The sequence below is a fragment of the Acinetobacter sp. ACNIH3 genome (genome assembly GCF_002918965.1).
GTDB classification, from domain to species: domain Bacteria; phylum Pseudomonadota; class Gammaproteobacteria; order Pseudomonadales; family Moraxellaceae; genus Acinetobacter; species Acinetobacter schindleri.
This window is the reverse complement of record NZ_PQLP01000002.1, coordinates 196,842-223,213: the sequence shown is the minus strand read 5'-3', so window position 1 is coordinate 223,213 and position 26,372 is coordinate 196,842. Positions and strand designations below refer to the sequence as shown.

The following is a 26,372-nucleotide window of genomic DNA, read 5'->3' as shown; positions in this document are numbered from 1 at the left end:
TTGGAGAATCGTATTCTACGTGAGAAGTGTTAATGGTAATACCACGTGCTTTTTCTTCTGGTGCAGAGTCAATTGCAGCGTAGTCTTTCGCTTCACCACCGAATTTCTTCGCACATACAGTTGCAATTGCAGCTGTTAAAGTTGTTTTACCATGGTCAACGTGACCAATTGTGCCCACGTTAACGTGTGGCTTATTACGTTCAAACTTAGCCTTAGCCATGTTCATCTTCCTCGTTTACGTCGAACACAATTCTGAGTAAAACTCAGCTCCGACATATCGCCTAAAAAAATCAAACGCCCAATACTTGAAAAGCAGACTAAATAGCCTGCTTTTGGAATCTTTTGCAACAATGTTGCGATAAACTGTAATCTGGAGCTCTTATCGAGATTTGAACTCGAGACCTCTCCCTTACCAAGGGAGTGCTCTACCACTGAGCTATAAGAGCAAATATTAGTACTTCAATGGAGCGGGAGACGAGGGTCGAACTCGCGACATGTAGCTTGGAAGGCTACCGCTCTACCAACTGAGCTACTCCCGCACGATGTTGGTACAAACCACTTATTGAAGTCTTAAAATTGGTGGTGAGGGAAGGATTCGAACCTTCGAAACTTTCGTAGCGGAGTTACAGTCCGCCCCCTTTGACCGCTCGGGAACCTCACCATTTTTTACACTTACATCAGTGCTGTTCTTTACTCTACACTAGAAACTCTCTAAGATGGTGCCGGCACACGGATTCGAACTGTGGACCTACTGATTACAAGTCAGTTGCTCTACCAACTGAGCTATGCCGGCGTTTCTTAGTGTTTCGTACGTTTCGTATCGGAACGGTGTGCAGTTTAGCAAAACTCAGAAACCATGCAAGTGTTTTTTTCAAAAAAAACGTCAAAAACTCATAAAATCAAACCATTTGATGATAATTCAACCGCTTTGATCACTGCGCGAGCTTTTATTTGGGTTTCATTCCACTCAGATTCAGGATTTGAGTCAGCAACCAGCCCTGCTCCGGCCTGAACATAGACCTTATTTTCACGAATGACACAGGTACGAATCGCAATCGACATGTCCATTTCGCCGTGCCAGCCTAAATAACCAACAGCACCACCGAAAATTCCACGTTTTACCGGCTCAACTTCGTCAATAATTTCCATGGCACGAATTTTTGGTGCACCAGAAAGCGTGCCTGCCGGGAATGTTGCTTTAAAAACATCCAATGCATCTACATCATCACGCACTTCACCTTGTACATTCGAGACAATGTGCATGACATGCGAATAACGTTCGATCACCATTTGATCAGTCACTTGCACTTTACCGATTTTTGACACCCGACCAACATCATTTCGGCCCAGATCAATCAGCATTAAATGCTCGGCAATCTCTTTTTCATCAGAAAGCAGATCTTTTTCTAATGCCAGATCTTCTTCTTTGGTCTTGCCACGCGGACGAGTCCCTGCCAGGGGACGCACAGTAGCAATCCCATTTTCCAAACGAGATAAAATCTCAGGTGAAGAACCTACAATATGGAATGGTGTCTTGTTTTCTAAGGTCTGCCCTTGCACCAAGAACAGGTAGGGTGATGGGTTAAGGTGGCGTAACGCACGATAGACCTGTAGAGGCTCTCCATCAAAATCAGAGACCATACGGTGACCGGGTACTACCTGCATCACATCACCAGCACGGATGTACTCTTTCACTTTTTCAATAGAAGCAAGGAAGTTGTCATGCCCGGTTAATGACTCAAAATGCGGTGGAGTATGTTTTTCTGCTTTCAGACTGATTGGTGTTGCCAGAATATTTTCCAATTCATTTAATTTTTCATGTGCTTTTTCATATGCATTAGCATCATTCGTATCGGCATGCACAATCAAAAACAAGGTATCTTTGAGGTTATCAAATACGATCACTGTTTTAGACAGCATCATCCAGATATCTGGCAAACCTACTGGATCGGCTTCAGGGACATTATTCAGCTTTGGCTCGATATAACGTACCGAGTCATAGCCAAAGTAACCGACCAGACCACCAGTAAAACTTGGTAAAGCAGGTAAGTCTGCTTGAGTCGGCACTTTAAACTGCGCCTGAAAGTCGCGAATGTATTGGAAGGGGTCTGAACAGTGCTGCTTTGCAATCGAGCCATCGGCATGTTGTACCGTCAGTTCACCTGCGTTACAGGAGAACACGGTAGATTCACCCAAACCGATGATTGAATAACGCGCCCAGTTCTCCCCCCCCTCAACCGATTCAAACAGATAAGCCTGTTGATGCTGTTTAAGGCGAGCAAAAATAGAAAGGGGCGTATCAGTATCGGCCAAGCGCTGACGGTAAACGGGAATCAGGTTATAGCCTTGCGCAGCAAGTTGCTGGAATTGTGCTTGAGTGGTCATTCGGTTTTTCTCTTTAAATTAGGGTTACTCAGTGTGTAAATAGAATTGGACTGAGCGACGCCATCGAAAAACCTTAGAACTATTCATTTTAATTCCCTAATACCCTAATTAAGCCAGCAGTTCACGTAGATCATCCACAATCTCCTGAGGATGGCTGTCTGCTATATTCTCACCATGATTATAGCCATAGCTGACTACAATACAATCTATACCGGCACGGCGTGCAGCTTCGACATCGTTCACCGAGTCGCCAATCATCAGCACCTGCTCTTTGCTGACAGCATAATGCTCGACACAATGCAGCAATTGACGCGGATCCGGCTTACGTTCGGTAAAACGGTCACCACCAATAGTGTCATCAAAATACTTCGCCATATCCAAAATATCTAAAATACTGCGTGCAGGCTGTTCGGGCTTATTGGTCACACAAATGAGCTTTTTACCTTGTGCTTTACCCCATTGTAGAAATTCAATAATGCCCGGAAATGGTACGGTATCGACACATGGATCAGCATTGTAGACTTCCAGGAAAGTATTTAGTAATTCCTGATGCTGTGCTGGATCCAAACTTCCAGTCAGGTGCAGTAGTACGCTTTCACAAAACTTCGAAGTACCCTTTCCAATCCAGACTCGTACCTGTTCTTCAGTCACAAAAGGCAATTGCAGCACATTTAAGCTCATATTCATGGCACGATACAGGTCAGAAGCAGAATCCACCAAGGTGCCATCCAGATCAAATAAAATCAGCTCACGTTTATCCAGTTGTGCTACAGACATTTCCACCCTCTTTATGTTTATTCATCACGCAGCCACAAAAAAGGCATGCGATTGCATGCCTTAATTGTAACCAATACTTGGCTTATTTAAAGAATAGCCAGGCCATAATTGCTAAAATCACAATAACAATTAAAGAAATCAAACCGACTGAAGCATTTTTTTGCTGTTCCTTCGCTTCTTCTACACGAGAAACCGGTTGCTCAACAGGAATTGGTGTTGGTTCAGGTTTAACCGCAGATAAATCTATACCTTCAGGAATTGGCGCCGGTTTTGGAATACCTACATTGGTTGGCATACCATCACGAGTCAACTGGACTTCAGCATCACGCTCTTTTAGCTCTGGCATACCCTGCTCATTCATCTGATGAGCAGCAGTCTTCTCAGCAGCCTCTTCAATAATACGTTCAGCTGTCTGTTCTAGTTCAGGTTCGACGATGACTTCTTGTGCTGGCTCAAGCACAGAGAATTTTAGGCTGGCAAACTGTACAATATCACCCTGTTTCAGCAATGCTTCTGAATCAATGCGCATATCATTGACAAAAGTACCATTTGAAGAACCCAGGTCTTGTACCCACAGTGCATTTTCCTTCAGCAAGAAGGCAGCATGCTTACGCGAGATTTCTGCAGCCTGCAACACAATATCTGCTGCCTGATGACGACCCACCAGCATGTCACGGTCAATGCTAATTTCCTGTCCTGTCAGATCGCCAGTAATGGCTTGAATTTTCCAAGTCATAACATCCACTTCTCTTTTATTCTGTTACGTTGATCATAACATGCTGTTTGCAACCACCGCACCTCTAGCTTTTCGGACGCAACGTCGTGGTTGTCACTGTATTTCGGGTTTTTTCTACATTTTGTACTGGTTGCACAGATTGCTGTTGCACTACAGGTTCAATTGCAACTGGCGTAGTGACTACTGCCACCGGCTGTGAGGCTACAGGTGCAGTTGGTACAGTTTGGTAATTCGACCCTAGGGGTGTTTTAGAAACAGGGAGACGTTGTTGATATACATCATCCAGGTTTTCTGGCAGTTTGGCAAAATTACCATCCGAATCTAGCGCCAATTGCAAGCTATACAGCTGACTATAGCGCTGCTGGGAAATCTTATGCACTTCATTTTTATCCCCCACAATCGTTGGGTGAATAAAAATCAGCAGGTTACGCTTCTGATTGGATTTACCTTCCGAGCGGAATAAACGCCCCAAACCAGGGATTGCACCCAAACCCGGTACCGCCTGACGACCGTAGCTGGTGTTATCTGAAATCAGACCACCGAGCACAATGGTTTGACCATGTTCGGCCAGAATTGAAGTTTTGATCGCACGTTTACTGGTGACCAGATCTGATGCCTGCCCCTTATCACGTGCAACTGCAGAAACTTCCTGCTCGACTTCCAGACGTACGGTTCCATTTTCACCAATATGCGGAATGACTTTTAGTGTCACACCCACATCTTTACGCTCAATGGTGGTGTAGGGGTTGGCAACACCTGCCGCACCCGTAGAAACTGAACCTGTTACAAATGGAACGTTTTCACCCACTACGATATAGGCTTCTTCATTGTCCATGGTCACAATCGATGGCGTAGACAATAGATTCGACTTCGTGGTTTCTTTGAGTGCCTGAATCAGTGCACCATAGAGCTTTCGGGAACCATCACTGCCTTCACGATAATCACCTATCACGAGTGAGGTCCCTGTACCAATTGCCCTGCCTGCCCCTGCCGCACCACCGGTCAGATAGCCGGCAGCAATATTTTTCAGGCTGGCACCAAAGTTATCAAAGTTAATCAGACCAATACCGCTACTTAGATCACCAAGTGCCCACTGCACACCCAGCTGGTCAGCATCCGTACCTTCCACTTCCAGAATCGCAGCTTCAATTAACACCTGCTGACGACGCGTATCCAGCTGATTAATCGCCGACTCGATTTCGCGCATCAGTTGTGGATCAGCCTTCACTACCAATGAATTCTGGGTCGCATCAGCAATAATACTGACACCATTGGCATTAAAACTGGTAATTCCTTGCTGGTTATTTCCTAATCCTGAATTTAACTGAATCCCGGAAGTGGAAGCTTCCTGAGACATATTGGATGCAGAGCTGTTATTGCCCAATGTATTCAGCGAAGTTCCTGCGGAGCTGTTCTCTGAAGAAGAGCTCGAACGCCCCTGAGCCTGCCCAGAAACCAGTCCTTGTAAAATTTCAGCCAGGTTTTTGGCACTGGCATATTTCAGGCGAAAGACTTTTAGCCCCCCTAAACGATCCGCTGCAGGCACATCCAGCGTTTCAATAATCTGGCGAATACGCTTACGGGTTGCAGTATCGCCTTTGATGATAATCCGATTGGTCCGCTGATCTGCCATGACCCGCACACGTGAGCCTTTGAGATCCTTGGCAGCACCTGTAGCTGTCATGGACTCAATCAGGCCAATCATCTCCTCAGCCTGACTCGACTGTAAGGTAATCGCTTCCAGATCATTCTGACCGGTACCATCCAGATTACGCACAATGGTTTCCAGCTGGTAAATATTGCTAGCGCGATCGGAAACAATCAGAGCATTGGTTCCTGGCACAGCCGCTAAATGGGCGAACTGTGGCATTAGTGGGCGTAGTGCTGGAATCAGGTCATTCGGATTGGTATTTTCCAGCCAGATTACCCGGGTCACAATCTGGTCACCAGTCGCACGGTTACGGGCATCATACGGAATACCGGAGTTCTTGACGTTATTGTCTGGCACCAGTTTGATGGTATTCCCGGACGGGATCGCCACGACACCATTAACATTCAAGACCCCAAGAAACAGATCATAGACTTCAGCCCGGTTTAATGCCCGGTTTGAAATGACTGTGACATTGCCGCGCACCCTTGGATCAACGGCAAAATTTTTCCCCGTAATATCGGCTACTTCATTAATAAAAGCAGCCAGGTCTGCATCACGCAGATTGATTTTCCAGGTCTGCGCATAAGTTGCGGTACTGACCATAGCCACCAGAGGTGCGGCAACACAAAGCGCCCATGCTGATCGATTATTATTAAATAAAGCCATAAACCTAAATGCTTCCCAACCCTATATGTGATGACACATCACTTTAAATCCTGTTGAATGGTCATCACCTGATCACCACGTTTAATTTCAAGTTTTACCTGGCCCTGCTGTCGTGCCTGTTCCAGTAACTGCACTTCAGATTGTCCTGCAGTGACGGTTTGACCATTCAGGGATACAATCCGGTCGCCGGGTCTGAGACCGAGACGGTTACGCAGCACTGCCGGAGTTCGCGAAGTGACTTCATAACCCCCTTCACCTGCAGAAACTCCCATATTTTCCAGATACTGTTCGCGGTTTTCATTCATCTGCTGAATCGCGTGACCAATCTCATTCTGCGGTGAAGCAGGCTCATTTGTTGGCTGATTCGCTGATCCACCCCAATTTGAGGATGACGATGAACGCCCACTTTTCTGCTCATTACTCTGCCAAGGCTGATTTAAGCCATTTTCCAAGCCCTTAAAGAAAACTTCCTTACTCGCACCATTTTGCTGACGAATAATCACCCGATCCCAGTACACTTCAGCCAGCTCATAGCCGCTATTACCCAAGCTCTCGCCAACACGATAGCGATCGACCTGATCATTCAGCTTCAATACTGCTGAAGACAAATAGCTTGGACTGGCAACCATCACCCCTTGTAACAGAATATTGGAGACTTCCGCACTTGCCGCACTTTGTCCAGTTTCCTGAAATAAGGCGAAAGAGCTGATATTCGGAATCCGTGACTGCTGTGAGCCCAACTCTACACGTTCTACTTGCAGGGCTTGAGGCGGTGCAACGACCAGCCAGAATAGGGCTGCCAGTTTCCAGCACAGATACAGAATCAGTAAAACTAAAAGTGCGGGTGCTGCTTTATTAAACGACTGTAGATCCAGCTGTTTAAATTTATCTATATTGATGGCCATCAGTTTAGGCCTCCCATCAACGGCTGACGGGTGCTGATGACATAAGTGTCCAGTCCAGCTTTACCTTCATAGGAAGGAACATTCAGTAACATACGCTGTGTCAGTTGCACATTCAGCATCAGATCGGGATCAAGTTCAATATTCAGCATTTTCTGATCACGACTATCGCGAACATCCAGCAATAATTTACCTGACTCATCTGCCAGCTTCCCGGCAAGAACAGGAACACTCATCCGCTCTTGACGCTGTGCAAAGGTATAGATCAATTCTCCCCCGGTCCAATTCAACTGACCACTCACATCACTAAAGCCATTTTGTTTCTTATATTTAAAATCGAGCTGCTTAAATTGAATTGCATTGGTTGGCCATTGCCAGTCTGCCAGATTTTTCAAGGTTTCTGGTGCGACCTGTCCTTCCAGATTCCTGGCGACTAGCGTTTTGGTCAGACCGTAAGCCATTACACCGGCAAGTTTAGTATTGCCGCTATGTACTTCCACATTTGCCCCGAGACGCAATAATAACAAATCCAATGGACGGACCTGCCAGTTGAGGCTGCCACGCAATTGACCTTTTTTCCAGTCAGCACTCCCCTGCCAAATATTGCCACTGACGTTATGCAGTACCTGATTATTTTTATAAAATTTTGAAATCAGCCAGGCAGCCGGCACCTGCAAAACCACAAAAATAAAAAAGGCGACTATGGCAAGAATTAACCATTTGAAAGTTTTCGGTTTACTGCTCATCCCACCCCAACCAATCCATCAATTTCAGTTCCTGGTTATGATTCTTTTCTTAATATAAGTACATTATGCATACTTTTTTCACCACGCCAATTGATGGGCATAAAAAAACCAAGCAATGATGCTTGGTTAAAGATATATAGATCATTTCCATGACTGACCTATGACAACATTCACAGTCAAATCTTTAGATCAGAAAATCTTCCAGCTTGGCACCTTGTTCCAGTTCTGCAACCAGCCAGCGTGGCTGTTTACCACGACCTGTCCAAGTTTCTTCCGGATTTGCTTTACTGCGGTAACGTGGTTCTACAGTCTTGCGAGATGATTTCTTGCGCTTAGAGGCACCGAACTCGAGCAACTGCTCAATGCTCATACCTACTTTTTCTGCAATGCTTAATACCTGATTATAAGCATCTTCGATTTCCTGGTCTTTTTTAGACGCAATTAATGCTTCAGCTTCAGCTTGTAAACGCTTCAACTCTTCAACTGATAAATTCGTAATGTCTGGCATCACTCTCTCCATAAAAATAATATTATTCGTTTTATAAATAACTTTTTCATAATATTTAGATTAAATAAAATATTCAATAAAAAAATTTGAACGGATAACAACAAATAATAAAATTAATTACAAAATTAAATAATTTTCTCGTATTTTAAACTGTATGTTCAACCGTATTTTCTAGATTTCTTATTATTTCCTGTACATCTTCAGGAATTGGCATTTTTTGCATGCTATTTTTATTTATACAAACCAGAACCGCTTCAGAAATTGCCACTACACTTTGCTGCTGCTCACTCCATAATAAATAACTCATACGAAATGAGGTAGTGCCTATATCTTCAATACGCACACCGATTTTAAGTTGATCCGGATAAACCACAGGCTTTAAATAGCGACATTGATTCGTAGCCACAACAGTTAATAATGGACCAACTAGTATATTTAATCGATCCAGATAAGCCAGTCGGGCACTTTCAATATAACGATAATACACCGCATTATTAACATGACCAAAGGCATCCATATCACCCCAAGCCACGCGTTGCTCAAAAATCACTGGATACTGCGCAAGTGATTCCATATATTATCCCCTATATTCTTGTATCAATAAAATTGGCATTTGATTCAAACACCTGATTCAGTTGTTGTTGTAACTCATCCTGCCCCTGCAAGGCAGATTTAATGCGCAGATAACTCATACGCACATCATCTGGATAGAGTGCAAGCAGTTGCTGGGCTTCCTCTACTCGACCCGCAGCTTGCAGTACATGCCATTTGGCAAATGTTAAGACCGGCACTGCTGTATATTTTTCTTCCCATAATGAAATTTGCTGGTTAATAACTTCATAATCAGGATTTTGTCGAAGTAATTGTTGCTGAAACCATAAATAAAATACGTCCTGATTAAATTGCTGTTCCAATAAATGCACTGCTAGCGCTTCATGCTCGGCACTCATTTCAGGCATTTTAAATAACAACTTCAGCCACAATAGTTTGACGGTATAGTCACGTGTAAATATTTCTTCGCTTAAGTCGATATAGCGCTGTTGCAAGTATTTTAAATCTTCCTGATCCGCCTGTTCAAAAGCCAGTAATAATTGTTCTAGCCAAAGTGTTTTAGTATTTTGCTCTAAATGACCATATTGAGTTGATCTTAAATACAACCAAGGAAAATTTAAGGCAAATTGCCCCCATAATTTGGTTAATCTCTGCTCATAAGCTGATTTAACTTTAAACAGCCAAGGGGATAATTCATGCTGATTTAAGAATTCAAGATGGGTTAATGCCTGCTGACCATCCTGTTGCGATAAGTACACTTCAATACGCTGTAATTCAGCCAGTTCAAATGCCATTGGATTGGACTGATTTAAAGATTTCAAAGCCTCATCAAAATCCTGCTGCCCCCAAGACAAACGTGCATGAATAATATCTTTTAATAATCCAGACTGGGCAAAAGACTGCTGAATAAAATCACGTTGATCCTGTGAGGCATTGAGCAGCCACACCACTGCCAGTTGTTCATAAGGATGTAAATGATGAAAACTGAAAACGCGCTGTTTTTTGCGCTGCTCGCGATTCAGATAACGCGTAACCGCATACCACAGCATATGCATGACAAAGCTGATCGTAACCAGTAGCGCTGCCAGTATCCATAGACTGGTCTGTACCTGCCAGTTACGCCAGTACAGATAGACATACCCTGGTCCGTGACCGTAACTGAGTAGACTTAAAGCCGCAATACCGAGCAGACTGACAAATAAATAGGCAAGCAGAATCTGTTTCATAAGCGATCAGCTCATTAAGGTACGGGCATTCAGAGGAGGAACCGGTGTCAGCGGTATGGTGCGGATCTGTTCCAGCTGTTTAACCCATTGCTGGCTTTTGGCATCCGGTAATTGTTTGAGGACTTCAGCCACGGCACCAAGCGATTGTTGGAAAGGAATTTGTTGACTTTGCTGTAGCACGTTTTCTGCCATCAATAGACGTAATTGCGCCTCTTTCAACACTAGTCCTCGCTGCATTAACACCGTACTTGGCTGCTGCACAGCTTCAATTTGAATCAGATTGCGCCAGAAGGAACCAGACTCTGCCGGTGTGGCACTGTGCTGGACTTTTAACTCCTTAGCAATTTCAGCATCCATTTGATTAAGTAAATCCCGGATTTTATTCTGCTGTACCAGACGACTATTGATGAACTGTTGCAACATTACCTGATCTTTACTGAGTACACGCTCCAAACCGTCTAATAAAGCCGGTGCAAGCGTATAATTCGGCAAATCCAGTTGCAGCTGACTGAGTTTTTCCAATGCTGTGCTGTATTGCTGCTGCTGCAAAGCGAACTCAATCAGGCTGAGTTGCTGACGAACCAGTTCGGCATCATGCGATTCAGGTGCAGTAGCTATCTGTGAGTTGGATACAGCTGTTGCATCCTGGCGCTGTTCAGTTACCTGGCGTTTAAGTGCAACCACCTTGTCATTCAAACTGGCATTTTGCTGCTGCAATAGAGTAAAGCTGGAGCTGAGTTCTGTATGGGCCTGGCGCAAACTGAACAGGTCATAACTGATTTTGACCATCCAGGCGAATGCCACAATGAACAGCACGATTAAAATTTTCTTCATGAGTTCCCCAGTACTCGCTTCATCTCCCGTACGATCACATCGCTGCTCAGGTTCTCGAGTTGTATATACTCAAATGCTGCAGCATGATGTTGACGGTATTCCCCTAAAATAGCGGCCAAACGTGGGCCTAAAACTAAATAAATTCCCTTGCTGATCAGGGAGATGTCCTGCTGCATTAGCTGCACCCAGTTTAACCAGCTGGCTTCACTACTCATCAGAACCACATAATGACGATTGCCCTGCAATCGAGGCAAAAGCGCAGCTATGGTCTGTTGTGACTGAACCGGACACTGACGTTGATACAGTACAAAATTTAGTACCTCAACACCCTGCTGACGCAAATGCTCCATCATAAATAATCGACCGCCCTCACCTCGCCAAAAGGCTACAACAGCATCTTTTTCAAGACTCTCCAAAATCGGTAATTGTAGCATTCCTTCAGAGGTTTCAATCTCAGGCACATGACTTTGAATGCCATATTGTAGCAATGTCTGTTCAGTGCTGCGCCCTACAGCAATCCACTGTATATGGGCCAATGTAGCCAGTTCAATGCCTGCCTGCGCCAGATATTGCATGCCAATTTGCACCGCAGTCGGACTCACCACCACAATGACTTGAGCACGATTCAACTGCTGATACAAGCTATCCAATTCTGCTGAATAAGGCTGTGCAACCAATTCCAGCAAAGGTAGCTCTACCACAGGAATTTGTGCTGCCTGTAACTGCTGTGTGAGTCGGACAGCACGATCCTGAGGGCGAGTATTGATAAACAGCATGAATCTTATGAATATAGTGCTTTAAGCAAATCACCCGCACCTTGGGCCAGTAAATTCTGTGCCAGAATCACACCGAGCTGCTCTGCCTGATTTACATCACCCTGTAATTCTGCTTTTAATAAGGTGGCACCATCCACGCTACCCACACGGCCTTCAATAGCAATTTTACCATCCTGTAAAGTTGCATAACCTGCAATCGGCACCTGACAACCGCCTTCCAGATAGGCATTAAATGCGCGTTCAGCACGAACACAGGCATCAGTCTCCGCATGTAAGAGTGGCAGGATCAGGTCAAGTACAGCCTGATCACGATCACGACATTCAAGACCAAGCGCACCCTGTCCCACAGCTGGTAAACTGACCGCAGGCTTAAGCGTATGACGAATACGATCTGCCAATCCCAGACGTTTTAAACCGGCACTGGCAAGAATAATAGCATCGTAATTGCCTGCATCGAGTTTCGACAGCCGTGTGCCGACATTACCTCGCAGATCAATGATCTCAAGGTCCGGACGTGCCTTTAAAATCTGGCTCTTACGACGCAGACTGGATGTGCCTACTTTAGCACCCTGTGGCAGCTCGTCAAAGCTGGTATAGCTATTAGAGACAAAAGCATCCAATGGATCTTCACGTTCGCAGATCACCGCAAGACTTAAACCTTCAGGCAGTGCCATGGGTACATCTTTCATGGAATGCACGGCCAAGTCTGCACGACCATCCAGTAATGCAGCCTCAAGTTCTTTAACAAACAGGCCCTTGCCACCAATTTTTGCCAATGGGGTATCAAGAATTTTATCACCCTGTGTCACAAACGTGACCAACTCGACCTGAAGGTCGGCATGCAGCTCCTGCAGACGTGCACGGATATGCTCCGCTTGCCATAGTGCAAGAGGACTTTGTCGAGTTGCAATTTTTAGGGTCTTCATAAATTTCAAATACAGTGAATGAGAACAATAGTCTAAACTTAACCTGATCACTTTAAAATGCAAGTGAATTTATGCAAGTTTCAACTGCAACCCGATCCCATACGCTTCAGAGCTTATGAATGCGTTCACGTAAAAATGGTAAATGGCGCCGACTTACTGCAAGTCTTTCATCCAGCTCACGGCAACGCACCTGATACTGCCCCGAACTGACCACTTCCAGCCCATCCAGATAGTTTACAGACACCAGCGCATTGCGGTGAATCCTGATAAAATTCTGGCCAAATTCCTGTTCCAAGTCCTTTAATGTTTCATCGATCAGGACACTGCCATTTTTATGCCGTACCGTGACATATTTCTGATCAGCCAGGAAATAGTAAATATTTTCCACAGGGACAAGCTCCACCCCGCGATAAGTCTTTGCCGCAATCTGATGGCGGCTGATATTGAGTTCTTCCATATTTTCTTTTTGTTTTAGTTGGCTCATCTGAGCTTGGGTAAGTTTGGTTAAATGCTCGAATACCTGTGCTAACTCCTGTTGCATCACTGGTTTGAGCAAGTAGCCTTCTGCATTCGACTTGAATGCATCAAGCGCATGGTGGTCATAGGCCGTACAAAAAACAATTGCCGGCATTGGGTCAAGCTGGCGCAGATGTTGTGCGCAACGCAGACCGTCCATTTCGGGCATTTGAATATCTAATAGAATGACATCGGGCTCGTGCTGATGGGCCAGATCAAGGGCTTGCTGACCATGGGTTGCGGTTGCAACCACAGTATGGCCGAGCTGGCTGACCAGGCGTGCCAAACGCTCTATGGCAAGAGGCTCATCATCACAGATCAGGATGTCCATTTATCCTCCTTCAGTTAACGGCATGTCATTGTTGTTAAGTTAACTGTATTTTATTGTTATTTATATTGATATTGCACAACCGTCGTAAAAATTCCCTTGCCGGCATAGGTTCTAAAGGTTACTGTCGGGCCATAATAGGCCTTCAAACGCTGTCGAACATTTTCAATTGCAATACCATTTCCCCGCTTTAATGCTGCATGATCCTGTGAATATGGGTTTGTTATAATAATATTAATTTGATTTTGCAGGATTTCAATCAATACGCTTATCGTACTCTTTGTTAGAATTTTTTCAACTCCATGGAAAATACTATTTTCTAATAGGGGTTGTAAAGTCAGTAATGGAATTTGGACGTATGAGTATAAGTCTTTGTTTTCTAATTTCCATTCAACCTGCAAACGATCACCGAGTCGGATTTGCTCAATCTCCAGATAACGTTGGCACAAATCGATTTCTTCTTGCAAGCTGACCAGCTTTAATTCCTGAAAGCTGGCACGAAACAGTCGGGACAGATTAAGCAGCATATGTTCCGCTTTATCAGGATCAATGCTGATCAGGCTGATAGCACTATTTAAACTATTAAATAAAAAATGTGGTTGAATCCGGGCCTGCATGGCCTGAATCCGTGAATTTAACTCGCTATGGCGTTGACGTGTCCATTGCTCCCTTAAGTAAAGATAACGAAAACAGAAAGTTCCGAGCAAAATTCCAAAACTCAGGTGCATTCCGACCTGCTTAAAAGCAATTTCAGATGTAAGATCATGCAGATGAAAATTTATCCCAAAATGTATCAGAATGTTTAAACTAACTGTCGTTACCAGCACGATAGCCTGTAAGAACAAGAATCCGGTAATCAATGCAGATTTGATCCCCATACGATCAAAATACTGGTGAAACAGTTCTACACAAGCCGCAAATGATAGCAACACCCAGTTAATATAGAGGATGTATTGCAGCAAGTGCATAAAATTGAGCGCTTGCCAAGACTGGGCTTCTGCCAGACTCAGTACCAAAGCCAAAACATTACCGCCAACAAACAGTTCCAGCAGATAACGCCAATTGCCAATCTGGCCAAAAAAATAAGAAGATTGTTGCTGCCCCATCGGATCTGTAACAGATTGAGCAGATGGGACTTCGGCAACAGCCGTTGAATTTGCTATACTCTTTTTCGTTCTACTGCTTTTAATCTTATTGAGCCGACATGACCACATCTTCTAATTCCTCAAATCCATCACAAGCCCAGACTTCGGGTATGTGGGGCGGTCGTTTCTCTGAAGCGACTGATGCTTTTGTTGCTGAATTTACAGCATCTGTACAATTTGACCAACGTTTTTATAAACAAGATATTGCGGGTTCAATTGCGCATGCAACCATGCTTGCAAAAGTGGGCGTGCTGACTGAACAAGAACGTGATGACATCATTGAAGGCCTGACTGCGATTAAGGCAGATATTGAAGCAGGTAATTTCGAGTGGCGCATTGACCTTGAAGATGTGCACATGAACATTGAGTCACGTCTGACTCAGCGTATCGGCATTACAGGTAAAAAATTACATACTGGCCGTAGCCGTAATGACCAGGTGGCAACAGACATCCGCCTTTATGTCCGTGATGAAATTGATGCCATCCTAAAATTATTAGAGAAATTACAAAAAGGCATTTTGAGCTTGGCGGCGAAAAATACCAATACCATCATGCCAGGTTTTACTCACCTGCAAACGGCACAACCTGTGACTTTTGGTCACCACTTGATGGCCTGGTTTGAAATGCTGGTCCGTGACTCTGAACGCCTAATTGACTGCCGTAAACGCGTTAACCGTATGCCATTGGGTTCTGCTGCTTTAGCAGGCACCACTTATCCAATCGACCGTACTTATACAGCTGAACTGCTAGGTTTTGAAGCAGTAGCTGAAAACTCATTAGATGCTGTTTCTGATCGTGACTTCGGTATTGAATTCAATGCAGCTGCATCTTTAATTATGATGCACTTGTCACGCATGTCTGAAGAAATGATTCTTTGGACATCTGCACAGTTTAAATTCGTAAACATTCCAGACCGTTTCTGTACCGGCTCTTCAATCATGCCACAAAAGAAAAACCCGGATGTTCCTGAGCTAATCCGTGGTAAGACTGGCCGTGTCTATGGTGACCTGATGAGCTTGTTGACGCTAATGAAAGGTCAGCCATTAGCCTACAATAAAGACAATCAGGAAGACAAAGAACCATTATTTGATGCGATCGATACCGTTCGTGGTTCATTGATGGCATTTGCAGATATGATTCCTGCACTGGTTCCAAATATCGAAATCATGCGTGAGGCAGCGCTTCGTGGTTTCTCGACTGCAACTGACCTTGCAGATTACCTGGTGAAAAATGGCGTTGCTTTCCGTGATGCACATGAGATTGTGGGTAAAGCCGTTGCACTTGGTGTTCAGGAAGGTAAAGACTTGTCTGAACTCACCCTTGAACAGCTACAGCAATTCTCTGACCTGATCCAGGCAGATGTATTTGAAAAAGCGTTAACTTTAGAAGCATCTGTAAATGCGCGTAACCACATTGGTGGTACTGCACCTGTACAAGTCGCAGCAGCAATCGAACGCGCTTATGCACGTCTGGAAAAACTTTACACTTAATTGCGCTATCTTAAATTCGGAGTATTGATATGTCTCGACAAGTATTTTGCCGTAAGTATCAAAAAGAAATGGAAGGCTTAGACTTTGCACCATTCCCAGGTGCAAAGGGTCAGGAACTGTTTGATACTGTATCTAAACAGGCTTGGCAGGAATGGCTGAAGCATCAAACTACGCTGATCAATGAAAAGCGTTTAAACGTGTTTGAAGCGGATGCGAAAAAGTTCCTTGAAGAACAACGTGAGAAGTTTTTCAATAATGATGAATCATTGGAAAAAGCTGAAGGGCTAAAGCCTGAGGCGTGATCAAGCGGAGCACTGCTCTGCCACGCCGCAAGACAAGCAGCTATGCTGCGCGTAGGCTTTAATCTAAAAGAATCCCCAACTTGGGGATTCTTTTTTATGCACTGCTCTAAAAATTACGCAAGACAAGCGAAGCGCGTAGTTTCAAATGTCAAGAAGGAGTCTAAGAAGACTCCTTTTTTATGCACTATACCGCCACGCCGCAAGACAAGCAGCTTATTATGTATAGGCTTCAATCTAAAAAAATCTCCATCATTAGACAGACTTTTTATACGACGCTCAACATGATGAAAGACAGGAACCGCCCTCTCAAGTGAAATCCGAAAAAGGTTTTCTTAAAGCATTTTTTAATTTTCTCACCCACCTTTCTCTTGATTGCAGAAATGTACCGTAAATAAGCAAATAAAATCCCTAGAATTCCCTTCATCTAGTTATCTATTTTCTAATCAATAGATCATATCCTGCCTCTTTTCCTAAACTTCTCAGAACAACAGCTTGCGTCAGTTTTAAGATCAATTTTTTTCAATACTATTTATTTTATAGATTAAATTTATTGTAAATATGAAGTTTTACTAATCAATTAAGTTTAAAAATGCTGAATTTAATTATCTTATTTAAAGAATTTAATTATGAGTCTTATTAGATTTAAGCCCTTCATTCATTTCAAAATAATAGATTGTAAACGGCAGATACATGCCACTATAGAAATGCAACATTACACTACAAGAATGTACATGAATTAAAAAATGGATTTCCTATAATAGCAATTAAGAGGATGGCAACATCTTTGTATAATAGCGATAAATATCCCCGATTTCATCCCAGTTCTTCCCCCAAAGGCTGGGTATTTTTTTGCCTGAGAATTACCATCGACCATAAAAAAAGCCCCAGTGACTGGGGCTTGATTCAATATTCGATTAAGGCTGTTTCAGATAGGGCCAGGCCGCTTTCAGGTAGATAAACATCGACCATAAGGTGAGCACAACTGCAGTATAGAGCAATGCATAAGCCAGCATATCTAGCGGCTGCCAGTTAAGCAGAAATACGGTAATTGCGATCATCTGGAAAGCGGTCTTGTATTTGCCGACTGTAGACACCGCCACACTGGTTCGCGCACCCAGTTCAGCCATCCATTCACGTAAAGCTGATACCGTAATTTCCCGCGAGATAATCACAATTGCAGCAAAGGCCATGGAGATCGAAGGTTGCCATTGGACGAGTACAATCAGTGCAGCTGCAACCATCAGCTTGTCTGCCACCGGATCCAGGAATCGACCAAAAGCCGAAGTCTGGTTCAATGTTCTCGCCAGATAGCCATCAAACCAGTCCGTTACCGCCGCAACCACAAAAATTGCAGTCAACAGCATATGACGCGTCATATCCGGATTGCTTTCATCAATCCCCATCGCCGGCGGCCAATAGGCCACCAATAGAAAGACTGGAATCAGGACAATACGTGCCAAGGTCAAGATGTTTGGAATATTCAGGATACGACCTGTAGTCATAGACACCGCCAATTGTTCCCCTCATGTACGATGAAAATGCACACTTTTATTGAGGTTTGATCCATCGTTAATAGGCTTCACTTTATACGAATTGGCCAGCAGTGTCACTAGGCAAACACTGTCACTGTCTGTCTGGCAATCGCAATCAGGCGATTTTCAGCATCCCACAGATAGGCATGTTCTGTCGCGTAGCCATCTGCTGCATGATCAGTAAATACTTTATATTTAAACCAATCATTCAACTGATGTTGTACTGGATGCACATAGGTCACCGTCCAGTTGAGGCTGCTGGCTGGTGCAATCTGCTTAAACATCGGCAATACACCGGGTGGCCAGATATCAAAAATTGCCATCAGGTCAGCAACTTCAAATTTGCGGTTTGCATGTCTTTCCGGATCAAAACGGCACCATCCGCCAAAATCAGGATGATCACTCCCCGTGCATGGCAAATTCACTTCAGCCCAACGAACCTCAAACTGCTGGTAACATTCCGGCATACCTACGTTTGGAGGAATGCTAAACAGGCTTTCTGGAGCTGGATAATCCGGAGCAGATGCCTCCTGATGTACTTGAATAGTCGAGTCACGTGCTACACCAAAACTGGCTAACAAGATACTCTGCACTGCATCATCCTGCCACAGGCGAACTTCAACCGTAGTGACGGATTTACCCTCACGCAGAATTTCTGCAGTTAACCTGACTGGCCGTTGCTGGACCGGCCCCACAAAAGTTACGCTGGTGCTTAAAAGATGTTTCGCCGGGTCATTAATGCTCAGCACCGCTTTTTGCATCATCATCGCCGCAGCCAGACCACCATACAGGGTCCGTCCTTGTAACCATCCTGCTGGAAGATCAACCCATTCCTCAACAGCAATCGCTGCATACACCTGTTCCAGTGTCATTGTGCATCCCTGTGGTTCATTTTAGTTCTGATATCATTCAATAAATTTGAATTGATGTGAATGCTCAATGACTTCTCCGTCACTGAGCACTTTGGCAAATGATTTAATTTGGATTTTTATTCATGCAGTACTTTATAAATAGTACGAGCCATGACTTCACCTAAGCCTGGTACTAACATCAAGTCTTTCTCTGAAGCCTTCAGCACACCTTGAATGCCGCCGAAATGGGTCAGCAGGTCACGACGGCGTTTTGGGCCCAGACCGGGAATCACTTCCAGAACTGAAGAGCCTCGTTTCTTGTCGCGTTTGGCACGGTGTTTGGTGATTGCAAAGCGGTGTGCTTCATCCCGTACCTGTTGAATCAGATGCAGGGCTTTATGATCTTCGGGAAGTTGAATCTTGGTGCCATCAGTAAAATGTAAAGTTTCTAAGCCTGGTTTACGTCCCTCACCTTTGGATACACCCACCATAAAAGCGTCCAGACCAAGATCCTGCATGACTTCCATTGCCATATGCAGCTGTCCCTTACCCCCATCAATCAGTAACAAGTCGGGCAACATGTGCTTTTTATAACGTCGGGTCAACGCCTGACGCATTGCAGCATAGTCATCGCCTTCGGTAATGTCGTTAATCGAGAACTGGCGATAATCCCGCTTACGCGCACCGCCACTATCAAACACCACACAGGATGCGACCGTTTCCTCCCCCATGGTATGTGAGATATCAAAACACTCAATCCGGTCCACAGGATGTCCCACCACCTGCTCCAGCTGATGGAAACGCTCATTCAGTTCAAAGTGATTCGCCAGTTTCGATTTAATCCCTTGCAACACATTCATTTGTGCCAGTTCCAGCCATTCGGCACGGGTTTCGCGGACCTTGGATTTAATCTGGATTTTTTTATCAAAATGCTGGGCCAATGCCTGTTCCAGCTCGTTACGATCAGTCACTTCTACATTGACGATCAGTTCTGCTGGAATTTCATCCGCAACCTGGAAATAGAAGTTGGCAATAAAATCACTCAGCATCTGACTGAGATCATCACCCTGGATATCCGGGAAATAGCTTTTACCCCCCAGCATTTTACCATTACGCACATGCATAATCTGTACGCAGGTCACGCCGGCCTGATGGGCAATCGCCAGAATGTCGGCTTCACCTTTGACCTTGTAGATCGCCTGATTAGCTTGAACATCACGTAACAGAGCCATACGGTCCCGATAAAATACAGCCTTTTCAAATTCTAGCTGTTCGGCAGCAGCTTCCATTTTAGCAATCAGCTGCTGATTCAGCTCCTTGGTATCGCCTTGCAAGAAGCGAATCGAGTTGTTGACATCTTCCTGATAGTCTTCAGGTGAAATCAGTCCAACACAGGGGCCTGAGCAACGCTTGATCTGGTATTGCAGGCAGGGACGCTTACGCTGTGCAAAATAGCTGTTTTCACACTGGCGCACATTAAACAGTTTCTGTAAAACGATCAGGGTATCCTTGGCATTGTAAGCACTTGGATAAGGTCCAAAAAACTTGCCCGGTTGATGCTTGCCCTTGCCTCGACCTGCTGCAATCCGTGGATAAGGTTTATCACTAGATACAAAGATATAGACATAGGATTTATCATCGCGCAGCATGATGTTATATGGCGGACGATGCAGCTTGATCAGATTCTGCTCTAACAGTAACGCTTCGGTTTCAGAACGCACCACCAAAGTCTGAATATCATAAATCCGCGCCACCAATGCTTGGGTTTTCGGATGTTCAAGGGTCTTGACGAAATAACTGGATACGCGGTTTTTCAGGTTTTTTGCCTTGCCCACATACAGCAATTCGCCATCCTTGCCATACATCCGGTATACCCCCGGAAGCGTGGTCATATTCGCCAGGATTTTTTCAATATGGGGACGCGCGTTCTCGTTCACCTGCAACCTATTTTTCATATGCAATATGCAGATAATGTGATGCTTATTGCCTGATTTTCAAGCGCGGTGACAAAATTACCATCAAGCCTGCCCACAAGCGAAGTTTATAAGTATGCAATCCCGGTTAATTTATAGGCTCACCGTTATACTGTGATTGCTAAAAGCTATAAATTTCAACTGATATCTTTGTTATGCTCGACGGGTTCGTTTTTGAGATTCCCCAAGATGACCACGCAGCATTCCGGTTTCCATATCGTCCAGCCTGGCACCTCCACGCATAGCGCTTCGGAACGTGACCGCCTGATTGGCAAGCCACGCTTTCACTTTGAACCCAAGGCGGTCATGGACCTGCTCCGGGAACGGATTATTGGGCAGGATGCTGCGCTGAATGAAATCGAAAAGATGCTACATGTGGTCAAGGCTGATTTTTCCAGACCGGATCGTCCCCTGTCCGTGACCTTGATGCTTGGCCCAACCGGAGTAGGTAAAACCGAGACCGTGCGCCTGATCGCCGAGGCTATCTATGGACGTCCAGATGCGTTTTGCCGTATCGACATGAATACGCTGGCGCAAGAACATTATGCCGCAGCGCTAACAGGTGCGCCTCCGGGTTATGTCGGCTCAAAAGAAGGTCATAGCCTGTTCGATGAAACTGCGATTGCAGGTAGTCATACCCGCCCGGGCATTATGCTATTTGATGAATTAGAAAAGGCTTCAATCGAAGTCATTCGAGGTTTAATGAACGTGCTGGATACAGGTCGTTTAACCCTCACAGCAGGCACCAAAACCATCGATTTTCGGAATTGTATGATCTTTATGACCAGTAATGTTGGCGCGCAAGCTGCCCAGCAATATTTGGAAAAACTCAGTTATTTGCCGCAGCAGGTTCAGAATCTGTGCCTGAAAAAAGTACCGACACAGCGCATTATTGAAAAGGTCATGCAGCGTAAGTTTGATCCTGAATTTTTGAACAGGATTGATCGTACCCTGCATTATCAGGCTGTACAAAATGATGCTCTGCCACGACTGGTTGAGATTGAGCTGGAAAAACTTAATCAGCGACTACAGCATCAGAAGCGAAGTGTGATCCTAACCGATACAGCCAAGGCCTATTTCTATCAAGGGCATGATATTCGCTATGGCGCACGTCATCTGGGTCGCAAGATGCGTATCGAACTAGAACCAGTTTTAGCGGTATATTTTTTAAATCAGCCTGAACAGTCTACGCTGAAGCTAGATTGTATAGAAGGCAATTTGGTGATTCAGCCTGAATAGCTTTGACCACAGAATGAGCGCTTAAGATGCCTGCTGGTTCTGTACCGCATTAATAAATGCCATCTGGTCTTTGGGTGAGATCAGCACAAATTTATTGGTTCCATCTTCACGATAATCCACGCGTAAACGCTTCAGGGACAAAGCGGGCGCAACAGATGAATAGTCAGTTGGAGTGACCGCCTGAATAGCAGCTACGGGAATCTGCCAGCTAAACCACATACTTTTGACGATCAATTGATCAGCAGTAAGCTGATATCGGGTATTCAGCACAGGCCACCAGATCATTACAATCGTCAGTATATACACCGCAGTATGCAATGGATATTGCTGCATGGTGCCTTTGGCTGACATTACCAGCAGTAACTGCACCAATAGCCCGGTCATACACACCAGAAAGGCCACCAGCCACCAGTCTTTTTTGGAACGAAATACCTGCATGTGTGCTCCCCCATTCTTAAAGCTATTGTAAATCTAAAAATAGGATCTACCAGCAAAATTACTTAACTCATCAGATATTTTAAAAGTGATACAGCATGAAATAGCAATCATGAATTGCCGTATTGATTGCTGTTATTTCCCTTTCATTTTGTATTGTTTCTTGACCGCATACATCTTGTCATCGGCACAGCGGATCAGGCTGGCGCTATCCAGATAGCCGCTATTGGCATCTGCCTGATGAATCCCGACACTAAGACTGACCGGCATTGTCAGTTGGCTCAAGGTTTGCTCTACGCGTGGAATAAAGCTTTGCAAGGCATCTGCCTCGGTACAGTTCGGCAATACCACTAGAAACTCATCACCGCCATAGCGGAAACAGTAGTCTTCATCCCGGGCAATCTGCTTTAAGGTACTCGCTACTGCCTGTATCACCTGATCACCATAGAGATGGCCATATTGGTCGTTTAACAGTTTAAAGTCGTTGATATCAATAAATACCACGGTCACAGGTGCATGCTGTTGCCGTGCACGATAAAGTAACTCATTCAACATCGAAGTCAGGCTACGCACATTATAAAGCCCTGTCAGTGGATCCAGCCGGGACAGGGTTTCCATTTCCTGTGCATGCGCACCAAGTGCCATGGCATATTCCTGCAGTTTGTGATGGGAGCTATTCACTTCTTTGACCAGGCTCCAGATATAGGTTTCAACCACCAAGGTAATATCAAAGGTATACAGTTTTTCCAGGGTGTCCTGCACCTGCCGCGCCAGGGCTGCATCCGCTACATACTGTTCCACTAATTTAAAGATGCCTAATTTAATCTGATGCAAGGCAGCCAGATACAGACGCGGCCCTACCCCAATACGTTTATGCACCAATCCGATACGCAAGCGGTTATTGACATAAACACTGTCATAGCAGCCAGAAAACAGATCCAGAATATATTGATGCTGGGCGACCTTGAGGCGTTTAAGCGTATCGACATCACCAATCAGATTATTAATTTCGGGTACAGAGGTTTGATAGTCATAAAATTCGGCCACAGTGTCCTGCAAGCCTGGCTCTATCAGTTCACGCACGGTCGCCAGTACTGCCAGTGCTTCTTCGGTCAGTCCAAGTAATTGCTTGCGTCGCTGGATGTCGGGCAATGAAATCTGCATCTGCTGCATCAGCGTCTGATCTGTCAATTTCATGCAGTGATCTTCTTATTATTGTTCTAGGTTTTTACTTATTTTCACCCATTCTAAGCCCGGTCGATTCACAATCCCAGCCAGCTTATCGGCAAACTACCACCTCACAACCAAACTGCAACAAAGCTGGACTTGGAGCGCGATTTTAATCAGGCTGCAAAACAGCAACAAAGAAATTCTCTGCCCTAAATTGACTTTTTTGACAGTAAAACGATTTTTTCAAAGACTTGAAAAGCCTTGCTATCACCCAATATAAATGGAGTTCTCATTAAAAAATTGTGAACTGAAACAAAATCTTCAGTTCATTGTGCTTGATAAGAGCCATACTGGAACGCATAACAGCCAAAACAGTTCAGGCAAAAATAGATGACCCTTGCGTCACGGCTTGATACAACTTGTTATGTTCTTTTTGGATATAGTTATCGTAAGATTGGCGAAGCATAAATATGCGCAGGAATCGCGCATAGGCTCTTCACAACATCAACTTAGAAGTCCTCCAAAATAAAGGAGATCAGGCATGATCCACGCTGGCAATGCCATTACCGTCCAAATGCTTTCGGACGGAATTGCAGAATTCCGCTTTGACTTACAAGGTGAGTCGGTCAACAAATTTAACCGTGCAACAATTGAAGATTTTAAAGCTGCAATTGACGCGGTAAAAGCAAACGCTGACATCAAAGGTTTAATCGTCACTTCAGCGAAGTCAACCTTCATCGTAGGTGCAGATATTACTGAGTTCGGTGCGAACTTCGCGCAAGGCGAACAGGCAATTGTAGAATGGGCACTGCCTGTTCATGACATCTTCAACTCTTTTGAAGATTTAGACATTCCTAAAGTTGCTGCAATCAATGGTCAAGCATTGGGTGGCGGTTTTGAAATGTGTCTGGTGTGTGACTACCGTGTGATGTCAGAAGCAGCTGCTGTTGGCCTGCCTGAAATCAAACTGGGGATCTTCCCGGGCTTCGGTGGTACTGTTCGTTTAAGCCGTGTGATCGGTATCGACAATGCAGTTGAATGGATGGCAATGGCCAATCCGAAGAAACCTGCTGCTGCACTGAAAGACGGTGCTGTTGATGCAGTGGTTGCTGCGGACAAACTGCAAGACGCTGCAATTGATCTGGTTAAACAAGCGATTGCGGGTCGTCTAGACTGGAAAGCAAAACGCCAGGAAAAACTAGATCCTGTTAAGTTGAACATGCTTGAGCAAATGATGGCGTTCAATACAGCCAAAGGTGCGGTTCTTGCAAAAGCAAATCCTGCTCAGTACCCGGCACCAAAATTGATGCTTGATTCACTACAGGCAGGTGCAAGCCTTCCACGTAATGAAGCATTAAAAGCAGAAGCACAAGGCTTTGCCAAAGCTGCAGTAACACCGCAAGCAGGTGCGTTGATTGGTCTATTCATCAACGACCAGGTAGTGAAGAAAACTTCCAAGAAATATGAGAAAGGTGCACACCCTGTGAACCAAGCGGCTGTATTAGGCGCAGGTATCATGGGTGGTGGTATTGCTTACCAAGCGGCAAGCAAAGGCACACCAATCATTATGAAAGACATTGGTAATCCACAACTTGCTTTAGGTATGAAAGAAGCAAACGGCTTACTGACCAAACAAGTTGAACGCAAGAAAATGAAGCCTGCACAAATGGGTGAAACTCTTGCGCGCATCCGCCCAACTTTAAGCTATGACGAGTTTAAAGAAGTGGACATCGTGATTGAAGCGGTGACTGAAAATCCAAAAGTGAAAGGTATCGTTCTGAAAGAGACCGAAGCGAAAGTTCGTGAAAACACGATCATTGCTTCGAATACGTCTACGATTTCAATCACGCGTCTGGCTGAAAACCTGGAGCGTCCTGAAAACTTCGTGGGTATGCACTTCTTTAACCCAGTGCACATGATGCCATTGGTAGAAGTGATCCGCGGTGCGAAGACTTCTGACGAAGCGATTGCAACTACAGTCGTTCTGGCTCAGAAAATGGGTAAAACACCGATCGTTGTGAATGACTGCCCGGGCTTCTTAGTGAACCGCGTATTGTTCCCTTATTTTGGTGCGTTTGACCTTCTACTGAAAGATGGTGCTGACTTCCAGCAAATCGACAAAGTGATGGAAAAATTCGGCTGGCCTATGGGTCCTGCTTACTTAATGGACGTTGTGGGTATCGATACTGGTGTTCACGGTGCAGAAGTCATGGCGGAAGGTTTCCCTGACCGTATGAAGCCTGACTACAAAGGTTCAATCCAGGTGATGTACGAAAACAAACGTCTTGGTCAAAAGAATGACGTTGGTTTCTACAAATACGAATTGGACCGTAAAGGCAAGAAAGCCAAAGTGGTTGATCCAACTGCATACGATCTTGTGGCTTCTGTTGCAACTACGGAAAAACGCGAATTTGATGCTCAAGAAATCATTGACCGTATGATGCTTGCTTTCTGTAATGAAACTGTTCGTTGCCTGCAAGACAACATCGTAGCAACACCTGCTGAAGCAGATATGGCGATGATCATGGGTGTAGGTTTCCCTCCATTCCGTGGCGGTCCATGCCGTTATATCGACCAGACTGGTGTAGCTGAATACGTTGCACTTTGCGACAAGTACGCACACTTAGGTAAAGCTTATGAAGCGCCACAAATGTTGCGTGACATGGCTGCTAACAACAAAAAATTCTACGGTTAAGGAGCAACGTG

General features: G+C 44.8%; 24 protein-coding genes and 4 tRNA genes. 4 read left to right on the top strand and 24 right to left on the bottom strand.

From position 1 onward, the window contains the following. From C3420_RS02495 to C3420_RS02405, 19 genes are all read right to left on the bottom strand, one after another. Window positions 1-220, bottom strand: a 220-nt coding sequence (locus C3420_RS02495) for a GTP-binding protein (RefSeq protein ID WP_228146067.1), incomplete at its 3' end; no start/stop codon positions are given. A gap of 151 nt (window positions 221-371) precedes the next feature. Continuing rightward, a tRNA-Thr gene (locus tag C3420_RS02490) sits at window positions 372-446 on the bottom strand. 17 nt (window positions 447-463) lie between these two features. Then, a tRNA-Gly gene (locus C3420_RS02485) sits at window positions 464-539 on the bottom strand. A gap of 38 nt (window positions 540-577) precedes the next feature. Continuing rightward, window positions 578-661 (bottom strand) — tRNA-Tyr (locus tag C3420_RS02480). Between the two features lie 56 nt (window positions 662-717). Then, window positions 718-793 (bottom strand) — tRNA-Thr (locus tag C3420_RS02475). A 98-nt stretch (window positions 794-891) separates the two neighbouring features. Continuing rightward, window positions 892-2,385 carry an anthranilate synthase component I gene (gene trpE, locus C3420_RS02470; RefSeq protein WP_004813574.1) on the bottom strand — a complete coding sequence of 498 codons (1,494 nt, stop codon included), beginning with the start codon at window positions 2,383-2,385 and terminating at the stop codon, window positions 892-894. 108 nt (window positions 2,386-2,493) lie between these two features. Next, window positions 2,494-3,162, bottom strand: coding sequence for a phosphoglycolate phosphatase (locus tag C3420_RS02465; RefSeq protein ID WP_103800161.1), 669 nt, complete (start codon window positions 3,160-3,162; stop codon window positions 2,494-2,496). An 82-nt stretch (window positions 3,163-3,244) separates the two neighbouring features. Then, a complete protein-coding gene (locus C3420_RS02460) occupies window positions 3,245-3,898 on the bottom strand; it encodes an FHA domain-containing protein (protein WP_048882242.1) in 654 nt (217 codons plus the stop codon). A gap of 64 nt (window positions 3,899-3,962) precedes the next feature. Further along, a complete protein-coding gene (gene gspD, locus C3420_RS02455) occupies window positions 3,963-6,215 on the bottom strand; it encodes a type II secretion system secretin GspD (RefSeq protein ID WP_103800162.1) in 2,253 nt (750 codons plus the stop codon). A gap of 38 nt (window positions 6,216-6,253) precedes the next feature. Continuing rightward, window positions 6,254-7,120 (bottom strand): type II secretion system protein N, encoded by an 867-nt coding sequence (locus C3420_RS02450; protein WP_103800163.1) that lies wholly within the window; start codon window positions 7,118-7,120, stop codon window positions 6,254-6,256. Beyond that, window positions 7,120-7,863 carry a type II secretion system protein N gene (gspN, locus tag C3420_RS02445; RefSeq protein WP_004890585.1) on the bottom strand — a complete coding sequence of 248 codons (744 nt, stop codon included), beginning with the start codon at window positions 7,861-7,863 and terminating at the stop codon, window positions 7,120-7,122. The genes C3420_RS02450 and gspN overlap by 1 nt, the downstream gene beginning before the upstream one ends. A 184-nt stretch (window positions 7,864-8,047) precedes the next feature. Next, the gene (locus C3420_RS02440; RefSeq protein ID WP_026056799.1) at window positions 8,048-8,374 is read right to left on the bottom strand and encodes an H-NS family nucleoid-associated regulatory protein; all 327 of its coding nucleotides are present in this window, start codon (window positions 8,372-8,374) and stop codon (window positions 8,048-8,050) included. 142 nt (window positions 8,375-8,516) lie between these two features. Next, window positions 8,517-8,945 carry an acyl-CoA thioesterase gene (locus tag C3420_RS02435; RefSeq protein WP_071320837.1) on the bottom strand — a complete coding sequence of 143 codons (429 nt, stop codon included), beginning with the start codon at window positions 8,943-8,945 and terminating at the stop codon, window positions 8,517-8,519. 10 nt (window positions 8,946-8,955) lie between these two features. Further along, window positions 8,956-10,149: a heme biosynthesis HemY N-terminal domain-containing protein gene (locus C3420_RS02430; protein WP_103800164.1), complete on the bottom strand. Its 1,194-nt coding sequence runs from the start codon at window positions 10,147-10,149 to the stop codon at window positions 8,956-8,958. A gap of 6 nt (window positions 10,150-10,155) precedes the next feature. Continuing rightward, window positions 10,156-10,983 carry a hypothetical protein gene (locus C3420_RS02425; RefSeq protein ID WP_103800165.1) on the bottom strand — a complete coding sequence of 276 codons (828 nt, stop codon included), beginning with the start codon at window positions 10,981-10,983 and terminating at the stop codon, window positions 10,156-10,158. Then, the gene (locus C3420_RS02420) at window positions 10,980-11,759 is read right to left on the bottom strand and encodes a uroporphyrinogen-III synthase (protein ID WP_103800166.1); all 780 of its coding nucleotides are present in this window, start codon (window positions 11,757-11,759) and stop codon (window positions 10,980-10,982) included. Before C3420_RS02420 ends, C3420_RS02425 begins: the two co-directional genes overlap by 4 nt. Before the next feature lie 5 nt (window positions 11,760-11,764). After that, window positions 11,765-12,685 (bottom strand): hydroxymethylbilane synthase, encoded by a 921-nt coding sequence (gene hemC / locus C3420_RS02415; protein ID WP_103800167.1) that lies wholly within the window; start codon window positions 12,683-12,685, stop codon window positions 11,765-11,767. A gap of 106 nt (window positions 12,686-12,791) precedes the next feature. After that, entirely contained in the window at window positions 12,792-13,532 is a 741-nt protein-coding gene (locus C3420_RS02410) for a LytR/AlgR family response regulator transcription factor (protein ID WP_004890599.1), read from the bottom strand. A 56-nt stretch (window positions 13,533-13,588) separates the two neighbouring features. Then, window positions 13,589-14,743: a sensor histidine kinase gene (locus C3420_RS02405; RefSeq protein WP_103800168.1), complete on the bottom strand. Its 1,155-nt coding sequence runs from the start codon at window positions 14,741-14,743 to the stop codon at window positions 13,589-13,591. Between C3420_RS02405 and argH the strand changes: the two genes are divergently transcribed. Then, a complete protein-coding gene (argH, locus tag C3420_RS02400; protein WP_171294433.1) occupies window positions 14,734-16,164 on the top strand; it encodes an argininosuccinate lyase in 1,431 nt (476 codons plus the stop codon). The two genes, C3420_RS02405 and argH, sit on opposite strands and share 10 nt — an antisense overlap. A 29-nt stretch (window positions 16,165-16,193) precedes the next feature. Continuing rightward, window positions 16,194-16,466 carry an oxidative damage protection protein gene (locus C3420_RS02395; RefSeq protein WP_004813605.1) on the top strand — a complete coding sequence of 91 codons (273 nt, stop codon included), beginning with the start codon at window positions 16,194-16,196 and terminating at the stop codon, window positions 16,464-16,466. A 914-nt stretch (window positions 16,467-17,380) separates the two neighbouring features. On the opposite strand, the gene pgsA is transcribed toward C3420_RS02395, so the two are convergent. From pgsA to uvrC, 3 genes are all read right to left on the bottom strand, one after another. Continuing rightward, the gene (gene pgsA, locus C3420_RS02385; protein WP_008302472.1) at window positions 17,381-17,968 is read right to left on the bottom strand and encodes a CDP-diacylglycerol--glycerol-3-phosphate 3-phosphatidyltransferase; all 588 of its coding nucleotides are present in this window, start codon (window positions 17,966-17,968) and stop codon (window positions 17,381-17,383) included. A gap of 107 nt (window positions 17,969-18,075) precedes the next feature. Beyond that, complete coding sequence (locus C3420_RS02380) at window positions 18,076-18,870, bottom strand: acyl-CoA thioesterase (RefSeq protein WP_004813608.1); 795 nt, start codon at window positions 18,868-18,870, stop codon at window positions 18,076-18,078. A gap of 116 nt (window positions 18,871-18,986) precedes the next feature. Continuing rightward, window positions 18,987-20,786: an excinuclease ABC subunit UvrC gene (uvrC, locus tag C3420_RS02375; protein ID WP_004890610.1), complete on the bottom strand. Its 1,800-nt coding sequence runs from the start codon at window positions 20,784-20,786 to the stop codon at window positions 18,987-18,989. Window positions 20,787-21,011: 225 nt separating this feature from the next. On the opposite strand from uvrC, the gene C3420_RS02370 reads away from it, so the two are divergent. Beyond that, window positions 21,012-22,061, top strand: coding sequence for an AAA family ATPase (locus C3420_RS02370; RefSeq protein ID WP_103800169.1), 1,050 nt, complete (start codon window positions 21,012-21,014; stop codon window positions 22,059-22,061). A gap of 21 nt (window positions 22,062-22,082) precedes the next feature. Here C3420_RS02370 and C3420_RS02365 read toward each other — a convergent pair whose 3' ends face one another. Next, window positions 22,083-22,499 carry a PH domain-containing protein gene (locus tag C3420_RS02365; RefSeq protein ID WP_004813613.1) on the bottom strand — a complete coding sequence of 139 codons (417 nt, stop codon included), beginning with the start codon at window positions 22,497-22,499 and terminating at the stop codon, window positions 22,083-22,085. Between the two features lie 132 nt (window positions 22,500-22,631). Beyond that, complete coding sequence (locus C3420_RS02360; protein WP_103800170.1) at window positions 22,632-23,693, bottom strand: diguanylate cyclase domain-containing protein; 1,062 nt, start codon at window positions 23,691-23,693, stop codon at window positions 22,632-22,634. 514 nt (window positions 23,694-24,207) lie between these two features. Between C3420_RS02360 and fadB the strand changes: the two genes are divergently transcribed. Next, a complete protein-coding gene (gene fadB / locus C3420_RS02355; RefSeq protein ID WP_103800171.1) occupies window positions 24,208-26,361 on the top strand; it encodes a fatty acid oxidation complex subunit alpha FadB in 2,154 nt (717 codons plus the stop codon). Window positions 26,362-26,372: the final 11 nt, after the last annotated feature.

What these genes read in the sequence shown, in the direction of transcription:
- trpE (WP_004813574.1), bottom strand. Translation starts at nt 2,385, where the DNA reads ATGACCACTCAAGCACAATTCCAGCAACTTGCTGCGCAAGGCTATAAC.
- C3420_RS02465 (WP_103800161.1), bottom strand. Translation starts at nt 3,162, where the DNA reads ATGTCTGTAGCACAACTGGATAAACGTGAGCTGATTTTATTTGATCTG.
- C3420_RS02460 (WP_048882242.1), bottom strand. Translation starts at nt 3,898, where the DNA reads ATGACTTGGAAAATTCAAGCCATTACTGGCGATCTGACAGGACAGGAA.
- gspD (WP_103800162.1), bottom strand. Translation starts at nt 6,215, where the DNA reads ATGGCTTTATTTAATAATAATCGATCAGCATGGGCGCTTTGTGTTGCC.
- C3420_RS02450 (WP_103800163.1), bottom strand. Translation starts at nt 7,120, where the DNA reads ATGGCCATCAATATAGATAAATTTAAACAGCTGGATCTACAGTCGTTT.
- gspN (WP_004890585.1), bottom strand. Translation starts at nt 7,863, where the DNA reads ATGAGCAGTAAACCGAAAACTTTCAAATGGTTAATTCTTGCCATAGTC.
- C3420_RS02435 (WP_071320837.1), bottom strand. Translation starts at nt 8,945, where the DNA reads ATGGAATCACTTGCGCAGTATCCAGTGATTTTTGAGCAACGCGTGGCT.
- C3420_RS02430 (WP_103800164.1), bottom strand. Translation starts at nt 10,149, where the DNA reads ATGAAACAGATTCTGCTTGCCTATTTATTTGTCAGTCTGCTCGGTATT.
- C3420_RS02425 (WP_103800165.1), bottom strand. Translation starts at nt 10,983, where the DNA reads ATGAAGAAAATTTTAATCGTGCTGTTCATTGTGGCATTCGCCTGGATG.
- C3420_RS02420 (WP_103800166.1), bottom strand. Translation starts at nt 11,759, where the DNA reads ATGCTGTTTATCAATACTCGCCCTCAGGATCGTGCTGTCCGACTCACA.
- hemC (WP_103800167.1), bottom strand. Translation starts at nt 12,685, where the DNA reads ATGAAGACCCTAAAAATTGCAACTCGACAAAGTCCTCTTGCACTATGG.
- C3420_RS02410 (WP_004890599.1), bottom strand. Translation starts at nt 13,532, where the DNA reads ATGGACATCCTGATCTGTGATGATGAGCCTCTTGCCATAGAGCGTTTG.
- argH (WP_171294433.1), top strand. Translation starts at nt 14,734, where the DNA reads ATGACCACATCTTCTAATTCCTCAAATCCATCACAAGCCCAGACTTCG.
- C3420_RS02405 (WP_103800168.1), bottom strand. Translation starts at nt 14,743, where the DNA reads ATGTGGTCATGTCGGCTCAATAAGATTAAAAGCAGTAGAACGAAAAAG.
- C3420_RS02395 (WP_004813605.1), top strand. Translation starts at nt 16,194, where the DNA reads ATGTCTCGACAAGTATTTTGCCGTAAGTATCAAAAAGAAATGGAAGGC.
- pgsA (WP_008302472.1), bottom strand. Translation starts at nt 17,968, where the DNA reads ATGACTACAGGTCGTATCCTGAATATTCCAAACATCTTGACCTTGGCA.
- C3420_RS02380 (WP_004813608.1), bottom strand. Translation starts at nt 18,870, where the DNA reads ATGACACTGGAACAGGTGTATGCAGCGATTGCTGTTGAGGAATGGGTT.
- C3420_RS02370 (WP_103800169.1), top strand. Translation starts at nt 21,012, where the DNA reads ATGACCACGCAGCATTCCGGTTTCCATATCGTCCAGCCTGGCACCTCC.
- C3420_RS02365 (WP_004813613.1), bottom strand. Translation starts at nt 22,499, where the DNA reads ATGCAGGTATTTCGTTCCAAAAAAGACTGGTGGCTGGTGGCCTTTCTG.
- C3420_RS02360 (WP_103800170.1), bottom strand. Translation starts at nt 23,693, where the DNA reads ATGAAATTGACAGATCAGACGCTGATGCAGCAGATGCAGATTTCATTG.
- fadB (WP_103800171.1), top strand. Translation starts at nt 24,208, where the DNA reads ATGATCCACGCTGGCAATGCCATTACCGTCCAAATGCTTTCGGACGGA.